The organism is Nostoc sp. (assembly GCF_036917415.1).
Lineage (GTDB): Bacteria > Cyanobacteriota > Cyanobacteriia > Cyanobacteriales > Nostocaceae > Nostoc.
Genome location: NZ_JBALDJ010000044.1, coordinates 1 through 16,178, shown reverse-complemented (window position 1 = coordinate 16,178; position 16,178 = coordinate 1). Strand labels below are relative to the sequence as shown.

The window sequence follows — 16,178 nt, the reverse complement described above, 5'->3', positions numbered from 1 at the left end:
CTCTAGCGGAAGTGAAGGATCTATCAATCCATATTTTCTTTTGAGAATAGCGAAGTGCTTTTGTTGAGCGAGAATAATGATATCTTCACGTCTATTATTTTGTAGCCAATCAATTTCTGATTCATTAAGTAGTTATCCCAAATCTATCTTAGATTTTAGGATAGAGATGTATTTTTCATTTGCAATTTCTATAATCTCAGTCAGCTTGCGTTTTTTGAGAAAGTTAATATCCTGTTCACCTAACTGATTGGACAACTCAAGCCTTTTGAGAATTTTATACAGGTAACTCTTAGGCGATGAATCCTTATAATGAGTTACTTTATACTTAGCTCTCAAAGTAGCAAACTCTCGTGTTTCTTTCAGATATTGAGCAATGGAAATAGTTTCGCTAAGTCCTTGCTGTTCCAACCACTTAATTTCTGACTCACGCAAATTTTTGTTTGCATCAATATTTTGCAATATTGGATATAGTGGACTGGATAATGATAAATCATAGTCTAGATTCGCTTGATATTTATCTCTTAACTGAGCAAAGTCAGCTTCTTTTACTGACTCTTGTTGTTTAAAAATTTCTGCTGTTTCCAAAAGTTGGTAATCGATCAACCAATTATATTCAGAATTACTTAAACGTTCTGTTAACTCTAATTTTTTGAGAATTTGATAAAGTGGACTATCAGGATATAAGTCTTGATATTGAGTAGCTTTATATTTAGATTTAAGTTGACTAAATAATTTTACCTCTTGAGCAATTTTATTGGTTTCATCTAAACCATTTGCTCTTAGCCATTTAACCTCTGAATCAGTAAGGAAATTTCCTGACTCCAGTTTCAAAAGAATGAAATAGAGATGACTAGATTGCCAGGAAGCGTTATAACTTGTAACTTTGTACTTAGACTTCAATTTGGAGAATTCAAATTCTAAATTTCCAAATTCTTGTACTTTATATTTCTGGTTTTGCTTGATAGCTTCTAAAGTCTCCTCAAGCCGAGATTCTCTCAACCAATTAGATTCTAAGTCAAGGAGTTCAATTCCTAAGTCAAGTTTTCGTAGTATGAGATACAACAGACTAGTGGGTGATGAATCTTGATATTGAGTTGCTTGGTACTTGGACTTTAAAGCAGCAAAGTGTTTTAACCGATTTTGAGACTCTTTATCCATATTGATAGTAGATGCGATCGCACATAGTTAAATGTGTTATCCGCTACTATAACAATACCAGTAAAAAAGGGCGAGTCAGAAACCCACCCTTGAAGCATAAATATTTTCTGAAAGTCAAAGTGTAATCCTTACAACACCTTACACTGTCCATGATGTCGTAATAAATGGTCACACAATACCAGTGCTACCATCGCCTCAACCATTGGAACTGCACGCGGTAACACACAAGGATCGTGTCGTCCTTTCGCAGCCAATAGCGTTTCTTCACCTTCACGAGTTACTGTTTTTTGCTCTTTTCTAATTGTTGCTGTCGGCTTAAATGCAACTCGTAAAATGATATTTTCCCCGTTGGAAATTCCCCCCTGAATACCACCAGAACGGTTAGTTACAGTGCGAATTTCACCATTTTCATCAATATAATATTCGTCGTTATGCTCAATTCCCGTTAACAGCGTCCCTCCGAAACCGGAACCAATTTCAAAGCCTTTGCTAGCAGGGAGAGACATCACACCTTTAGCGATATCAGCTTCCAATTTATCAAATACTGGTTCGCCCAAACCTTTCGGCACATTACGAGCTACACATTCTACGACACCGCCGATAGAATCACCAAGTCTCCCAACTTGCTCAATTAATTCAATCATGCGATCGCTACATTCAGCATCAGGACAGCGAACGATGTTGCTTTCCACTTGTTCTAAGGTGACAGTATTTGGATCGACTACACCTTCCAAGTCCTTGATGCGCTTGACATAACCGATAACTTCAATATTGGCAACTTGACGGAGAATTTTTTTAGCGATCGCACCTGCTGCTACTCTGCCAATTGTCTCACGCGCTGACGACCTACCCCCGCCTTGCCAATTACGAATGCCATATTTTGCATCATAAGTTGCATCTGCATGAGAAGGGCGATACTTCTCGGCCATCTCGTCGTAGTCTTGCGACCGAGCGTCTTTGTTCCGTACCAAAATCCCTATAGGTGTTCCTAGTGTTTTGCCTTCAAACACACCTGATAAAATCTCGCAGGTATCGGCTTCTTTGCGAGGTGTGGTAATTTTACTTTGTCCCGGACGCCTTCTATCTAATTCTACTTGAATTTCTTCCGCCGAAATTTCTAGTTGCGGAGGACAACCATCAATCACAACCCCCACACCACCGCCGTGAGATTCACCAAAAGTAGTTATACGAAATAGATGACCAAAAGTGTTGCCCATGATCTTAAAGAAAAAGGATGAGGCTTATGTATTTTACCTAGAGTTTGTGCAAAAGTTAATTTTATGCTTTGGCACTTGGAATATTTGACGTATAGCCTATCTTTTACCTATACAAATAAGAAAGCGCCCTCCGTTACCAGAAGGCGCTTTCTCACTTAGCTAAACTTCAGAATTAACCGTTGATAGCAGGAGCAGTTAGAGCTACAGGAGCAACATCACCAGCAGCCAAATCTAAGGGGAAGTTGTGAGCGTTACGCTCGTGCATTACTTCCATACCCAGGTTAGCGCGGTTGATTACATCTGCCCAGGTGCTGATGACACGACCTTCAGAATCAATGATTGATTGGTTGAAGTTGAAACCGTTCAAGTTGAACGCCATTGTGCTGACACCCAAGGCGGTGAACCAGATACCGATTACAGGCCATGCTGCTAAGAAGAAGTGCAATGAACGGCTGTTGTTGAAAGAAGCGTATTGGAAGATTAGACGACCGAAGTAGCCGTGGGCTGCAACGATGTTGTAGGTTTCTTCTTCTTGACCGAATTTGTAACCGTAGTTAAGGGACTCGGTTTCGGTGGTTTCACGAACCAAAGAAGAAGTTACTAGTGATCCGTGCATTGCACTGAACAAACTTCCGCCAAATACACCTGCTACACCTAATTGGTGGAAGGGGTGCATCAAGATGTTGTGTTCTGCTTGGAACACAATCATGAAGTTGAATGTTCCGCTTATTCCCAAAGGCATACCATCAGAGAATGAACCTTGTCCGATGGGGTATACCAAGAATACTGCACTTGCTGCTGCTACTGGTGCTGAGTATGCGATCGCAATCCAAGGGCGCATTCCTAAGCGGTAGGATAGTTCCCATTCACGACCCATGTAGCAGAATACGCCAATCAGGAAGTGGAAGATTACCAGTTGGTAAGGACCGCCGTTGTACAACCACTCATCAAGAGATGCTGCTTCCCAAATTGGGTAGAAGTGCAAACCGATGGCGTTGGAGGAAGGTACTACTGCACCAGAGATGATGTTGTTTCCGTAAATCAAGGAACCTGCTACTGGTTCGCGGATACCATCGATGTCTACTGGAGGTGCGGCGATGAAGGCGATTACGAAGCAAGCGGTAGCTGCTAGTAAGGTGGGGATCATTACTACGCCGAACCAACCGATGTAGATCCGGTTGTTGGTGCTGGTGATCCATTCGCAGAATCGATCCCATACGTTGGCGCTTTCGCGACGTTGTAAGGCTGTTGTCATTGTTTTATGATTGCGGTTATTTATGAATCAGGCGGTTTTGTTTTTGCCTGTGAAACTACTTTACACTGCTTTACAATTTTTAATCAAGTTTTATTACTTCAGTAAACCTGATGTAAGTCATTAGGTTTGCTTATTGAAGCGTTGTGTTTTAGTGTTTGCGGTTGTTCCAAATACAGCGAACACAGAATTTCGATATATTTACTCTGGTGTTAGCGCTGAAAAGATAAAATAGAAAGGAACATTGTTGCGATCAACTCTAAATAGAGAGTTGATATGGATTACTACCAAAATTAGGAGGGGAGGTGTGACATGACAATTACTCTAAATCACACCATAGTGCCCGTACATGAGAAAGAGGTATCGGCGCGGTTCTTTGCAAAAATTTTTGGTTTAGAGGTCGAGCTTCCCGTTGGTCACTTCGCTGCTGTGCATATAAATGATGCATTAACGCTCGACTTCGCTGACGCTGAAGCGTTTGAGCCACATCATTATGCGTTCCATGTCAGTGATGAAGAATTTGATGCAATTTTTGCACGCGTCAAAGAGGTAGGTATTGAATACACTAGCGACCCCATGCATCAGAATAAAGGACAAATTAACCACTGGAATGAAGGTCGTGGCTTCTATTTCTATGACTTTAATGGCCATAACTTAGAATTGTTAACCCGTGCATAGATTTTTGACATCAGGTCAATGCATTACTTCTTGACTAAAAAATATGCTGTAGCATAGTCTGGTAATTGGCTGATATTCTGCCCAAATTCTTTTTTATTCTGAAAAATACCTGCTAAAAAATCGAGCTGATAAAGATTGGGTAAAAATGCTCCGCCTGTATCTGCGATGACTCCCATTTGCAGATGTTTACGACCACCTTGATTATGCTCAATTACAATAACTTTACCTAAACCGATATTCAAAACATCTCCAGCAAAAGTCACTCCAGGTTTGATAGAAATTTTTGCATCTATTTTGTATCCATAGCCTTTAATAGCATCAACTTCTCTAAAATACCAATAACGCTTTTGTGCTGTTGCCTTTAATCCACGGATATAAGCCATTCCATTGTTTCTATCTACATTAAAAAATGCCTTATAACCATCTGTAAAATTAATCAGGATTGTTCCTTCCATAATTGCTTCTTCTAAGCCATTTCTGGTTAGATAAGCAAGAGTGGTAACTTTTCCAAATTCTCTACCCCCTGGTTCATAAATACCAGACAAAACATCTTGCTTTGTGTAGCGAGTGTAGAACTTATCGTTATTAGAGTTTTCTTTTAAGCTATAAATTGGTATATTAAAAGTAGAGGTTTTCTTGCGGGAACCAGAGTGAGTAAAAACAGCATATTTGGTAATTCGTAATTGTTTTTGCTGTTTAGTTTTGGGGTTGTAGGCAGACCATTTGATAACTCGAAAATTGGTATTAATAAATTTAGAGTCTTGTAAACGAGTAGCCCGATTATTAGCAATATCCTCTTTCAAAACAGCAATCATGAAATCCAAAGTTTTGAGGACATCTGCTACAGTAACTCCTTGAGTAGCAAGCACTCCTGTACGCATAATATCTGGGTCTTCTGAAGCATAATCTTGAAAATATTTTCTAGTATTAACGAGAACGGTTAATAAATCTCCTTGATTGAAGTTAACCTTACTGTTTGGTAGTTTTACTGAAGTAGCAATCTGGCTGCCATTAATACTAAATTTGTATTTTTTGAATTCATCGACAACTGAATAGGGTGCAGATGCTGCTAAGAGATGATGCTGAGATAAAAAATAGTTTTGCTTGCCTAAAAATTCTTCAGATATTTGTTGATTTAAAAAATGATTTTGAAACTTTAAGTTAATTGGATCAGGAACTTGATTTGAAGTAAAGGAAATCTCTGATTGAAGTGGGACAAAATTTTCTTGCTGATTATTAAAAGACCGATCTTGTTCGGCTAGCTGTTTAATTTTTGGCTGAGTAAATATATGGCTACTGGCTAAACTGACAAGTAACAAACCAGCACAACCTATTGTGAGACGAAATTTTTGCTTAAATAAAATATTCATAACTTGGAAAATAAATTCCTATTGTCTCTTACTATTTTCAATGCATGAATTTTGAATTGTTTAAGTTTCTATCACCTCACGCACTAACTGCGCCAATTTTTCGGCACTATCAGGAGCTGCGATCGCTTTTGCTTTTTCCCCCATTTTTGCTAACTCTTGAGGTGACTGCAATAAATTCAACACATTACTTTGCAATACTTCAGTCGTCAACTCAGATTGCTTCAACGTTAATGCTGCACCCGCTTTTGTAAATACGTCTGCATTGTATGATTGATGGTCTTCTGCGGCAAAGGGGTAAGGAATCAAAATCGCTGGGGTTCCACACACTGCCAATTCTGTCAAGCTACCTGCGCCAGAACGGCTAATAGCAAGAGTTGCTCGTTGCAACAACGCTGCCATATTGTTGTAAAAAGGTAAGGCTATGTACTGTGGATGTTTGAGACTATCTGCTTCCGGATCGCGATCGCCAGTTAAGTGTACTACATAAACACCAGCATCAAACCAAGCTTTTGCAGATTCGCGCACCAACTTATTGATTGCAATTGCACCTTGGCTACCGCCAAAAACAACAATTAAAGGAACACCATCAGGAATACCTAAATCCAGTGGTGCATTAATTGCTCCATCAAGAAATTGCGCTCTTACGGGAGTACCAACATAGACATTTTTGGCACGGGGCAAATACTTAGCAGCTACTTCAAATCCCAAGGCTACCGCACTACACCAAGGGCCAAAAAAGCGAGTAACTTTACCAGGTAAGGCGTTAGATTCGTGGAAAATCACGGGTAAACCGAGAGAACGCGCCGCAATGACGGCTGGCCCGGCAATGTAACCCCCTGTGGTAAACACCCCTTGAAAATTTCCCTGTTTGAGAATTCGTCTGACTTCTAGAATCGAAAGGGCAAGTTTACCCAAAATGCGAATCGAGGAAAGTCCAAACCCTTGCTGAAACCCTTCAACTGCAATAGTATTCAAGGGATACTGTTTGGGGACAAGTTGAGTTTCTAGCCGATTGGGTACTCCCAGCCATTCTATTTGATAATCTGGAAGTTTTTGGGCCAGGGCGATCGCTGGAAACAAATGTCCACCAGTCCCACTGGCAGCTATTAATAATCGTATCGGTGCGTTTGCCATCAAACCTCTACCGTTTAGCGTCTAGCTTAACTAAGATAAAACAATTTGCTTACTTTCTCTAATCAAATCAGTAAACTCTTACCAATGACTAACATTATTACCGCCTTAGTGAAACGCCAACTCAGATTTCCAGCAAATATCTGGCTAGTTTCGGTCTTGCTGACCATTGGTTTAACAAGTGGTTGGCAACGTACTCAGGCGACGACACCACAGCAATTATCCCAAGCCACTACACCCCAAAATGCACCAGCCAATCTGAAAAATCTATTGACACAAGTTGATACCGCCGCCAGCCGAGGCGATGTCAAAGGGGTGTTGCAATTCTATAGTCCCAATTTCACTCATGGCGATGGATTAAACCTCCAAACCCTAGAAAAGTCTTTGACTTCACTTTGGCAACGATATCCGAAATTGCAATACAGTACGAAACTGCTATCTTCAAAACCTGAAGCCAATGGGATTATTGCTGAAACAGAAACGAAGATAACTGGCTTACCCTCCGGTAACGGTAATAAGTTAGCTCTCAATGCGACGATTAAATCGCGTCAGCGCATTGAAGGCGGAAAAATAGTCCGCCAAGACATTTTGTCAGAACGCACCCTGCTAACTTCTGGTAGCAATCCGCCCCAAATTGATATTAAATTACCCCAGCAAGTGCAAGTCGGTCAGAAATATAGTTTTGATGCGATCGTTCAACAGCCACTTGGGGATGATTTTTTACTAGGAACGGCGTTAGAAGAATCTATCCAACCAGATAAATTTCTTAATCCTACACCCGTGGATTTAGAATTACTAACATCTGGCGGACTGTTTAAAACGGGACAAGCACCATCTACCCCAGGTAGCCAATGGGTTTCTGCTGTCATCCTGCGAGGTAATGGAATGACAATGGTAACTCAGCGCCTGCAAGTGGTGAAGAAGTAGTAAAAACGCGATTAATCGCGTCTCTATAGGAGTTAGGAGTTATAGACCGACTGATGATAAATTATGAACGATGAAACTTGTGCTAATTCATAATTCATAACTGTTAACTCCTCACTCCTAACTATCCTAATGACTTCCTTACAAAATCAAATCATTTTGATCACTGGTGCAAGTAGTGGTATCGGTACTGCTTGTGCAAAAATCTTTGCTGGTGCAGGTGCAAAACTGATGTTAGCAGCACGAAGGTTAGAACGTTTGCAGCAGCTAGCAGATACCCTTAGTAAAGATTTTAGTACTGAAATTCATTTATTACAGCTAGATGTACGCGATCGCAATGCTGTTGAATCTGCCATTGCGACTCTACCCTCTGCCTGGTCTGACATTGACATTCTCATTAATAATGCTGGTCTAAGTCGTGGTTTAGACAAGTTGCACGAAGGCAGCTTTCAAGACTGGGAAGACATGATTGATACTAACGTTAAAGGTTTACTTTATGTCTCCCGCTATGTTGTTCCGGGAATGGTAAGTCGCGATCGCGGTCATGTGGTAAATTTAGGTTCCATCGCCGGACATCAAACCTATCCCGGTGGTAATGTCTACTGTGCTACCAAAGCTGCTGTCAGAGCAATTTCTGAAGGTTTAAAACAAGACCTTTTGGGTACGCGAGTACGTATAACCTCCGTTGACCCTGGTATGGTAGAAACGGAATTTAGCGAGGTGCGCTTTCACGGAAATACTGAACGCGCCAATAAAGTCTACCAGGGAGTTACACCCCTAACAGCAGATGATGTAGCTGATGTAATATTTTTCTGTGTAACGCGATCGCCCCATGTAAATATTAATGAAGTTGTGCTAATGCCTGTTGACCAAGCTAGCGCTACCCTAGTTAATCGACGAACATAAAACTAACCTATCTCATACCATTCTAAAAGAACTTACCCCTTTCACTTACTCTACTCAAGAGACATTTGGTAGAAAAAATGTAGAGACGTAGTAGTGCTACGTCTCTACAAGGGTTCTGGATAACGCATATTTAATTTCACCAAATATCTAAAGTTTTACAGTATATGTTTCAGTTTACGTCTAGAGAGTTTGTTAAGGCTTTACCTACTCAGCTAGAGTGAAATTGATATATAAAAGAGCAATTTTCAAATGACCATTTACTTTTATAAGGTTTGGCAGCCTTATGGCTGTTTTTCTAACTTTTCTCTCCACGGAATCCACATCGAGGCTGCTTACTGGCCAACGGTTGAGCATTATTATCAAGCGCAAAAGTTTGTCGGCAGCACAGATGCGGCAATTATACCTCTTATCCATGCTGCCGCCACCCCAGAAGAAGCTGCCACTTTGGGAAGATGTAGTACTCGCCAACTCCGACGAGACTGGGATTTGGTCAAAACTCAAATTATGCGAGAAGCTGTACTCAAAAAGTTTCTCACTCATGCCGATATTAGAGAAGTTCTCCTGAAGACAGGTGATGAGATTTTGGTTGAAAACTCCCCAACCGATTCTTTTTGGGGCTGTGGTGCTAATAAAAGCGGTCAAAACCATCTCGGTAAAACTCTCATGAGTGTGCGTGAAGAAATTCGTAATTTACTATCTTTAACAGTAATTTACGAATAATTTAATCAAAATAGTTACGTTCAATATAAAGTCAGCAATTAGACGGGGAATAATAAAATTCCCCAACAAAAAATATTTTAAAAAATTACTAATAATTTAGTTATTGCTTTGAAGAAGTTTGAATTAATTGAATTAATGGGCAAAAATGTTAAGAAAATATTTTTAATTTCAAGAAATTATTCCAGATTTAAATTAAGTAAAATTACTGGAATAGTTTAATGATTGAGAATATAAAATTAGTAAATGTCAATGATTAAAAATTTCTTAACTTTAGACTTGGGATGAAATTAGGTAAGTATTTAATGATACAGCGGTTTTCTATTTCCCCTAAATCCACTTTATAAGGGCTACAGGGAACAAGCAAAATATCTGTTACTTTTCAAACATCCTCGAATCCATTTCCAAAAATATTTGTAATATATGTATGCCATTAGCAATGCATTAGTAGCAAGAATTTATTGAAATAGGATGAAAATCAAAGCATTATGAGTTGACAATTCTTATCAGGGACAAGTATATAAAAAATTATACTTTTATAATGGTATATATAAACAATGATACGTAGGTACAAACCAAACGAGTTGCAGCAAAACTTCGATCGAGAAAGTTTACTGCACCGGATGACAAAACAGATCAGGCGATCGCTCGACCTTCAAGAGATATTAACGACTACTGTTAGCGAAGTGCGTTTATTTTTGGGTGCAGATCGCGTGAAAGTGTATCGCTTTGATGCTGATGGTAGTGGTGAAGTCATTGCAGAATCTATTCATGAGCAACGTCTGCCATCCTTATTGGGTCAACGCTTCCCAGCTGATGATATTCCAGAAGCCGCCAGAGAGATGTTTTTGTTAGCGGGGCAACGTTCGATTGTCGATGTGGCAAATGAGAAGATTGGGCTATCGCCTCTACAGTCAAAAGAAACTGGCAAACGTCTAGAAACTAATATCTACTATCGTCAAGTAGACCAGTGCCATATTCAATACCTAAAAGCAATGGGTGTGCAGTCTTCGTTGGTAGTACCAATTTTAGATTGCGACCCACAAGAACCATTGGCAAAGCCTAAATTATGGGGATTGTTGGTAGCTCACCACAGTGAACCGCAAAAGATTTTGAAGCGGCAACTAAAAGTATTGCAGCAAGTTGCTGACCAAGTAGCGATCGCGATCGCTCAAAGTAATCTACTCACTGAAGCTCAAGCCAAGCAAAAGCGAGAAGCTACTATTAATCGAGTCACCACACTATTGCATAAACTGCCGACAATCCAATTACAAGCAGCACTAGAAGAAGTTATTACTGCCTTGTGTGGAGTAGGTGGCAGGCTTTACATTGCAGAGAGTCAAGAACTATACACCTGGGGCGACCAACCAACACTCTCCTACGAGTTAGATAACAGTATTCTCGAACAGCATCCTATTTGGGAAAACTGGATGGCTGAGTTTCAACAAGGTAATATTTGGGCAACTACTGACCTCTATAAAGAATCATGTTTGCGAGTTTTGGCTTTAGCATTCCGTTCTACTCAAATTCGCGGACTCATGGTGATTCCCCTACATTACCGCGAAAAATTTATCGGTGTATTAAGTATTTTTCGCTCTGAATTTGAAACAGAAATCTTGTGGGCGGGACGATGCGAACAAAATCGGCGACAACTGTTACCCCAGCTTTCCTTTGAGGTTTGGCGAGAGCAGAAAAAGGGGCAAGCACCTGAGTGGAAGTTAGAAGACTTCTTATTGGCGCAAGCCTTATACGATCATTTCTCAATGGCAATTCAGCAGCAGCAAATGTATAAACAGGTACAATCCCTGAATGGCAACCTAGAACTGCGGGTGCAAGAGCAAACTGCTGAACTCGAAAAATCATTAATGTTTACCAAAGTAATCAAGCAAGTGACAGAGCATATTCGCCGCACATTGGACTTGCAGGCAACTCTGCAATCCATCGTTCGGGAAGTCCGTCCCCTGCTAAATTCAGACCGAGTGCTGATTTTATGCCTAAAGACTAAATTAGTGATTGTGGAAGAGATTAATGGCACTTGGCAGTCAGTTTTGGGAGTGAATCCACCACCGGAATGCTTTCCTGATGAGTATACCCGTCTATACTGTCAGGGTAGGGTAAGAGCAATTAACAACCTTTCAACGGCTTCTTTAAGTGATTGTCATCGAGAGTTTTTGCAGAGTCTGCAAGTGCAAGCAAACTTAATAGTTCCAATTAATATGGGTATGGAACTATGGGGCTTACTAATTGCCCACGAGTGTGAGGCTCCTAGAAATTGGCAGGATATAGAAATTGATTTATTGCAGCAGGTAGCAGATCAGGCTGCGATCGCTATTCAACAAGCACAACTCTACGAACAAACCTCTGAGGCCGAAACTGAAGCCAGAAATCAAGCTGCTCAGTTAGAGCATACCCTACATGAACTCCAAGAAACACAGACAAGATTGATTCAGACCGAAAAAATGTCCGGCTTAGGACAATTGGTAGCGGGTGTCGCCCACGAAATCAACAACCCCGTTAACTTTATCTACGGGAACCTGTGCCACGCCACTGATTACACCGAACAACTGCTAGAAATTTTACGTCTCTACCAGCTACACTATCCTCATCCTCATACTGAAATTAGCACCGCGATCAAAGCAATCGATTTTGAATTTTTGGTAGAAGACCTCCCAAAAATCATGACCTCAATGCAAGTAGGAACCGATCGCATCCGCTCAATAGTGCTATCGTTACGCAATTTTTCTCGCTTGGATGAGGCTGAAAATAAGCGTGTTGACCTGCATGAAGGCATTGACAACACCTTATTAATTTTACAACATCGGCTGAAAGGAAATGCTGAATTTCCACGCATTGAGATCGTAAAAGATTATGGCAACATCCCACTGGTGGAATGTTATGCCGGCCAAATGAATCAAGTCTTCATGAATATTTTCAGCAATGCCATAGATGCTCTGGAAGTAGGGAGTGGCGAGTGGCAAAGTCAGGGTGACAAAGAGAATAACTCATGCCCAATTCCAACTATCCAGATTTCCACTAAAGTCTCAGCGGACAACTCTCGTCTGTTAATTCGGATTACTGACAACGGGCCTGGAATGAATGAAGATGTGAAAAAGCGAATTTTTGATCCGTTTTACACTACCAAGCCTGTAGGTAAGGGAACAGGATTGGGACTAGCAATCAGCTATCAGATTATTGTCGAAAAACATGGGGGAATAATGGAGTGTATTTCAGAACCTGGCAAAGGTACAGAGTTTTGGATTGAGATTCCCATCAAGCCTCCAGCTAAAATAGTTAACTAGCAATAGTGAGTAGAGGATGAAGACGTAGCAGGCGAAGAATCACTATTGGTTATTGACCAATGCTCAATTGTTAGTTTCAAAACTTAAAAATTGACTCAGTAATTTTTAAATTCATCCAAAAGGTCGATGATAATTTTCTTAAGAATAGACTAAACAAAATATCTCTCAGTTATCTAGAGTGTGCAATATATTGAATTTGATTAAAAATCATTTAAAAGTAAAGTTTAGTTGCAAAACAAATTCTTCTTATCCACAAATGATAATCTGATAGTTGAAGCTAGAAAACAAGCTTCCTTGGCAGATATAACAGCTGCATGTGAAATGTTAGTAAGAGGTATAAGACGCTGTTTAACTTACATCTGTCTCGTCAAAATACAGCAACACCCAACGCGAAAACTGCTATTTCCTCAAAGATGGAAGATTAGGGGGCACTGTCGCCGATTTTCATTACTTGTTTACAAAAGTAACGAAAGTTAGTACATCCCTGGCTAGGATACACAAGGAGAGGGGATAGTTCAGCGAGTAGAGGTTTGGGTGTTGTTGTGTTTAAAGAGAAGTCTAAAATAGGGCCTCCTCTGGGTGTAAGATTATACGAAGTTGAATAGCGAGAAACAGTTGAAATAGCGCCTTATGTCAATAATTGCGCTCAGAGCGTGGTATCTACAGGATTATGAGCCGATTCCAGAACTGGAAAAACGTCCGCCAGACATTCGTTTAAGTAAAAAAAGCCTGCTGAAATCAGCATTGCGAGCAGACTTTTTGGAAGACAGTGACGAAGTTAAGACATCAACTTGGTTTGGGCGTTATTTGGAAGGGGAAAATATTGAATTTTATATTGAAGGTAGTGGTGGCTATTGCGTCTCTAACATTGACTTAATTAGTCATGAAATTTATTTCACCAAGCAGGCGGTGTTGGCTCAGTTAGAACCAACGATTTTTTTATCCTATCAAACTGAGTATGGCGCAGCGACGAATATTCTCAAAGAAGAACTGCGAAAAAGTTTGGACAATTTAAACTTGCGATCGCGTCTTCCCCTAACATTAGTAGAATCCTCTCGTCCTAGCGGTGCTACTTTCCGAATTAACCGCACAATCATGCGGAAAATCCGTAAGAGTTTGTTATTTATAGCTGACACCACACCTATTGCTAGTATTGATGGTAAAGAAACCGTCCAATTAATTCCCAGTCCGAATGTCTGTATTGAGATTGGCTATGCCATCCAAAGTAAGCGGTCTGAGCAGATTCTACTAACGCAAATGCAACGCCCAGATTTTGAAGGTGAATTTCCCTTCGACTTACCAACACAGCAAATTTTGCAATTCCAAGACACTACAGAACTGAATAAAATCCTGACAGAGACGATTAAAAACCAGCTAGCACGATTCAAATTATTTTTTTGAGCAAGATAATACAAGATAATACTTACTTACCAAAAATAAAACTATAGCACTCCTAAAACATTTGTGAGTTTTTTGGAATTATTTCTTTTTATCCTTATCTAGTTTTTCTTGGATAGCTTGGCGACAAAATTCTGGTGGATCGTCCTTAGTGGACAATTCTTCTTTCATTGTCTTAGTGACACGCAAATTCACTTGCTCAGTCAATGGTTCATCACCTTTTCTTTTTCCAGGTTCTAAATTTTCAGGAGTTCCTCTAGGGTTAGGCATTGTTTAGAGATGTAAATATAGATTGAATCGATTGCTAGCAATCGATTAGAGTTTAAAATCGGTGAGCATATTGTCTGGAAAACTTGTAGCTCACCGATACCACTTTTACAAGAGGTAACTCTATTTTATGTTTACGCATTCCGAGTTAGAAATCAAAACCATCAAAGAACTCAGTGAGCTATGCTTACGCTACGGCATCAAACCTACTGGGAATAAAGGGTACAAGACCTCATGGATTACATCCTTGATAGTATTCCCTCAAATGGCGTTATCCCAGTTTGAGGCAGGTAAAGGGTTAAAACCTCCTACTTTTGCTTTTATGCAAGCACTGAGTAACGCTATAGATGAGATGAATGCTCCTACAGATGAGCAAGCAGCGCTCATCAAAATTACGATGGAAGGGAGAATCATGAATTACCCAGATAGGTACACTCAAGAAAAACTGCTAGCTTTGCATAAAGCAAAAATGTATCTAGAGTTAGCACTTGGATTATTGAGTAAATAAGTTAATTCTTTAATCAGTACTGCAAGACCCTTTAAAGGGTCTTTTTTGTGAATGGATTAATAGGTATAGTTTAACACGTATTAAATGTGCTTAAATACTGAAATTAGGGTATCTGAGCATTAGATGAGCATTTTAGATAAAACAAAGGCTGAAAGTATTGTTATTGCTTTAACTTAGAATAAACGAACAGGTTTATTTTGCAGCTTGGAACTAATTGAGCTTAACCGATCGACCATAGAAATCATGTATTTGTAATCTGGTACTTGTCCATTGGGTACATACCCCACTTCTTGAGCTAAACCTGAAGGTGAATCACTCATCACTTTGCGGATAAACTCTTGACGGTTACGTTCTACATTCGGCCCAATCAAGACCACACCTAATGGTACATAATGAGGGTCTTTAAATAATATGCGAAATTCAGTTGGGGCCAACTGTGAACCGTAGAGACTTAATTCCGCCTCTGATACGGCACAGGCGATCGCTTTTTCTTGAGCAACCAATTCCAGTGCGGCTTTGGGTGTGGGTGCAAATAGTATTTCAGCTAGTGTTGTACCAAAAAGATTGTAAAGAGGAAAATAATATCCTGTTGCTGAACCTAGCTGTCCTAAAGCCACTGTTTTACCTTGTAGCTGTTTCAAGTCGGTTATCGGATTATCTTTGCGAACAACAAAGATGGAACGCAAATTACTAATACCTATTAAAGGAAATAGGGGAACATATTGGTAGCGTGCGATCGCAATAGCCGCTAAACCAGGTGGAGCAAATACTAATGACCAAGCACGAGCCTCAAGACGCTCAACCGCTCTATTTTCATTAAAAACAGGCTCTAGCTGAATATATGAGTTCGTTTTTTCGCCTAAGTAACTATTAAATTTAGCATATTGATTAATAATCTGTTCGCCTCCACCATAGTTGATCGCACCAATAGTTAAGGTGCCCTCAAACTCCTTTCGTGGTTGGCAGGCAGCAAATGTCAAACCTAGCAGATTAAACAGAAAGAAACGCCTGGGAAATCGCAAAAACATCATTAATTATGGTTAAAGAAATAACTTGGCTTTCAGGACTAATTTAGATAAGTTTGACTGCTGCCTAAATAGGTTACATTGCAACAAAAAATTAATATTTATTTAAATATTGTTGAGATGCTTTCTAACAGGTATAAATAAATATTAGACAAACTCAGATACCAGCTTCCTTAGTTAGGTTAAACCTCGTCCATTTTCAAACCTGGAGTTTTTAAGGAAAGTATATTATTCGCAGGGTTAGCGCGTCTCAAACCCTATTGACAAATGGATTCTATGAGAGAGTTGAGTTAGGGAGAGCCGCCGCCAAAACAGAAACCATATACTG

General features: G+C 40.0%; 14 protein-coding genes. 7 read left to right on the top strand and 7 right to left on the bottom strand.

The genetic code is table 11. From position 1 onward, the window contains the following. Nucleotides 1–132 precede the first annotated feature (132 nt). From V7K41_RS07450 to psbA, 3 genes are all read right to left on the bottom strand, one after another. The gene (locus V7K41_RS07450; protein ID WP_334846876.1) at nt 133–1,158 is read right to left on the bottom strand and encodes a hypothetical protein; all 1,026 of its coding nucleotides are present in this window, start codon (nt 1,156–1,158) and stop codon (nt 133–135) included. A 128-nt stretch (nt 1,159–1,286) separates the two neighbouring features. Next, on the bottom strand, nt 1,287–2,375 hold the full coding sequence (gene aroC, locus V7K41_RS07445) for a chorismate synthase (protein ID WP_334846874.1): 1,089 nt from the start codon (nt 2,373–2,375) through the stop codon (nt 1,287–1,289). A gap of 172 nt (nt 2,376–2,547) precedes the next feature. Beyond that, a complete protein-coding gene (psbA, locus tag V7K41_RS07440) occupies nt 2,548–3,630 on the bottom strand; it encodes a photosystem II q(b) protein (protein WP_334846872.1) in 1,083 nt (360 codons plus the stop codon). Nucleotides 3,631–3,939: 309 nt separating this feature from the next. On the opposite strand from psbA, the gene V7K41_RS07435 reads away from it, so the two are divergent. Then, entirely contained in the window at nt 3,940–4,305 is a 366-nt protein-coding gene (locus V7K41_RS07435; protein ID WP_334846870.1) for a VOC family protein, read from the top strand. A gap of 23 nt (nt 4,306–4,328) precedes the next feature. Here the strand turns inward: V7K41_RS07435 and V7K41_RS07430 are convergent, their stop codons facing one another. Next, entirely contained in the window at nt 4,329–5,675 is a 1,347-nt protein-coding gene (locus V7K41_RS07430; protein WP_334846869.1) for a hypothetical protein, read from the bottom strand. 60 nt (nt 5,676–5,735) lie between these two features. Beyond that, nucleotides 5,736–6,809, bottom strand: coding sequence for an undecaprenyldiphospho-muramoylpentapeptide beta-N-acetylglucosaminyltransferase (gene murG / locus V7K41_RS07425; RefSeq protein ID WP_334846867.1), 1,074 nt, complete (start codon nt 6,807–6,809; stop codon nt 5,736–5,738). An 84-nt stretch (nt 6,810–6,893) separates the two neighbouring features. Here murG and V7K41_RS07420 point away from each other — a divergent pair, with 84 nt between their 5' ends. The 5 genes from V7K41_RS07420 to V7K41_RS07400 all read left to right on the top strand — a co-directional run bounded on the left by V7K41_RS07420 (nt 6,894) and on the right by V7K41_RS07400 (nt 14,053). Further along, the gene (locus V7K41_RS07420) at nt 6,894–7,733 is read left to right on the top strand and encodes a nuclear transport factor 2 family protein (RefSeq protein ID WP_334846865.1); all 840 of its coding nucleotides are present in this window, start codon (nt 6,894–6,896) and stop codon (nt 7,731–7,733) included. A gap of 129 nt (nt 7,734–7,862) precedes the next feature. Further along, nucleotides 7,863–8,636 carry an SDR family oxidoreductase gene (locus V7K41_RS07415; protein WP_334846864.1) on the top strand — a complete coding sequence of 258 codons (774 nt, stop codon included), beginning with the start codon at nt 7,863–7,865 and terminating at the stop codon, nt 8,634–8,636. A 249-nt stretch (nt 8,637–8,885) separates the two neighbouring features. Continuing rightward, entirely contained in the window at nt 8,886–9,356 is a 471-nt protein-coding gene (locus V7K41_RS07410; RefSeq protein ID WP_334846862.1) for an N-glycosidase, read from the top strand. Nucleotides 9,357–9,910: 554 nt separating this feature from the next. Then, nucleotides 9,911–12,652: a GAF domain-containing sensor histidine kinase gene (locus tag V7K41_RS07405; RefSeq protein ID WP_334846861.1), complete on the top strand. Its 2,742-nt coding sequence runs from the start codon at nt 9,911–9,913 to the stop codon at nt 12,650–12,652. 630 nt (nt 12,653–13,282) lie between these two features. Next, nucleotides 13,283–14,053 carry a hypothetical protein gene (locus V7K41_RS07400; protein WP_334846859.1) on the top strand — a complete coding sequence of 257 codons (771 nt, stop codon included), beginning with the start codon at nt 13,283–13,285 and terminating at the stop codon, nt 14,051–14,053. Nucleotides 14,054–14,131: 78 nt separating this feature from the next. Here V7K41_RS07400 and V7K41_RS07395 read toward each other — a convergent pair whose 3' ends face one another. Continuing rightward, nucleotides 14,132–14,320, bottom strand: coding sequence for a hypothetical protein (locus tag V7K41_RS07395; RefSeq protein WP_292769464.1), 189 nt, complete (start codon nt 14,318–14,320; stop codon nt 14,132–14,134). Nucleotides 14,321–14,447: 127 nt separating this feature from the next. Here V7K41_RS07395 and V7K41_RS07390 point away from each other — a divergent pair, with 127 nt between their 5' ends. Then, complete coding sequence (locus V7K41_RS07390; RefSeq protein ID WP_334846857.1) at nt 14,448–14,825, top strand: hypothetical protein; 378 nt, start codon at nt 14,448–14,450, stop codon at nt 14,823–14,825. Nucleotides 14,826–14,998: 173 nt separating this feature from the next. Here the strand turns inward: V7K41_RS07390 and V7K41_RS07385 are convergent, their stop codons facing one another. After that, complete coding sequence (locus V7K41_RS07385; RefSeq protein WP_334847095.1) at nt 14,999–15,853, bottom strand: phosphate/phosphite/phosphonate ABC transporter substrate-binding protein; 855 nt, start codon at nt 15,851–15,853, stop codon at nt 14,999–15,001. Nucleotides 15,854–16,178: the final 325 nt, after the last annotated feature.

What these genes read in the sequence shown, in the direction of transcription:
- V7K41_RS07450 (WP_334846876.1), bottom strand. Translation starts at nt 1,158, where the DNA reads ATGGATAAAGAGTCTCAAAATCGGTTAAAACACTTTGCTGCTTTAAAG.
- aroC (WP_334846874.1), bottom strand. Translation starts at nt 2,375, where the DNA reads ATGGGCAACACTTTTGGTCATCTATTTCGTATAACTACTTTTGGTGAA.
- psbA (WP_334846872.1), bottom strand. Translation starts at nt 3,630, where the DNA reads ATGACAACAGCCTTACAACGTCGCGAAAGCGCCAACGTATGGGATCGA.
- V7K41_RS07435 (WP_334846870.1), top strand. Translation starts at nt 3,940, where the DNA reads ATGACAATTACTCTAAATCACACCATAGTGCCCGTACATGAGAAAGAG.
- V7K41_RS07430 (WP_334846869.1), bottom strand. Translation starts at nt 5,675, where the DNA reads ATGAATATTTTATTTAAGCAAAAATTTCGTCTCACAATAGGTTGTGCT.
- murG (WP_334846867.1), bottom strand. Translation starts at nt 6,809, where the DNA reads ATGGCAAACGCACCGATACGATTATTAATAGCTGCCAGTGGGACTGGT.
- V7K41_RS07420 (WP_334846865.1), top strand. Translation starts at nt 6,894, where the DNA reads ATGACTAACATTATTACCGCCTTAGTGAAACGCCAACTCAGATTTCCA.
- V7K41_RS07415 (WP_334846864.1), top strand. Translation starts at nt 7,863, where the DNA reads ATGACTTCCTTACAAAATCAAATCATTTTGATCACTGGTGCAAGTAGT.
- V7K41_RS07410 (WP_334846862.1), top strand. Translation starts at nt 8,886, where the DNA reads ATGACCATTTACTTTTATAAGGTTTGGCAGCCTTATGGCTGTTTTTCT.
- V7K41_RS07405 (WP_334846861.1), top strand. Translation starts at nt 9,911, where the DNA reads ATGATACGTAGGTACAAACCAAACGAGTTGCAGCAAAACTTCGATCGA.
- V7K41_RS07400 (WP_334846859.1), top strand. Translation starts at nt 13,283, where the DNA reads ATGTCAATAATTGCGCTCAGAGCGTGGTATCTACAGGATTATGAGCCG.
- V7K41_RS07395 (WP_292769464.1), bottom strand. Translation starts at nt 14,320, where the DNA reads ATGCCTAACCCTAGAGGAACTCCTGAAAATTTAGAACCTGGAAAAAGA.
- V7K41_RS07390 (WP_334846857.1), top strand. Translation starts at nt 14,448, where the DNA reads ATGTTTACGCATTCCGAGTTAGAAATCAAAACCATCAAAGAACTCAGT.
- V7K41_RS07385 (WP_334847095.1), bottom strand. Translation starts at nt 15,853, where the DNA reads ATGTTTTTGCGATTTCCCAGGCGTTTCTTTCTGTTTAATCTGCTAGGT.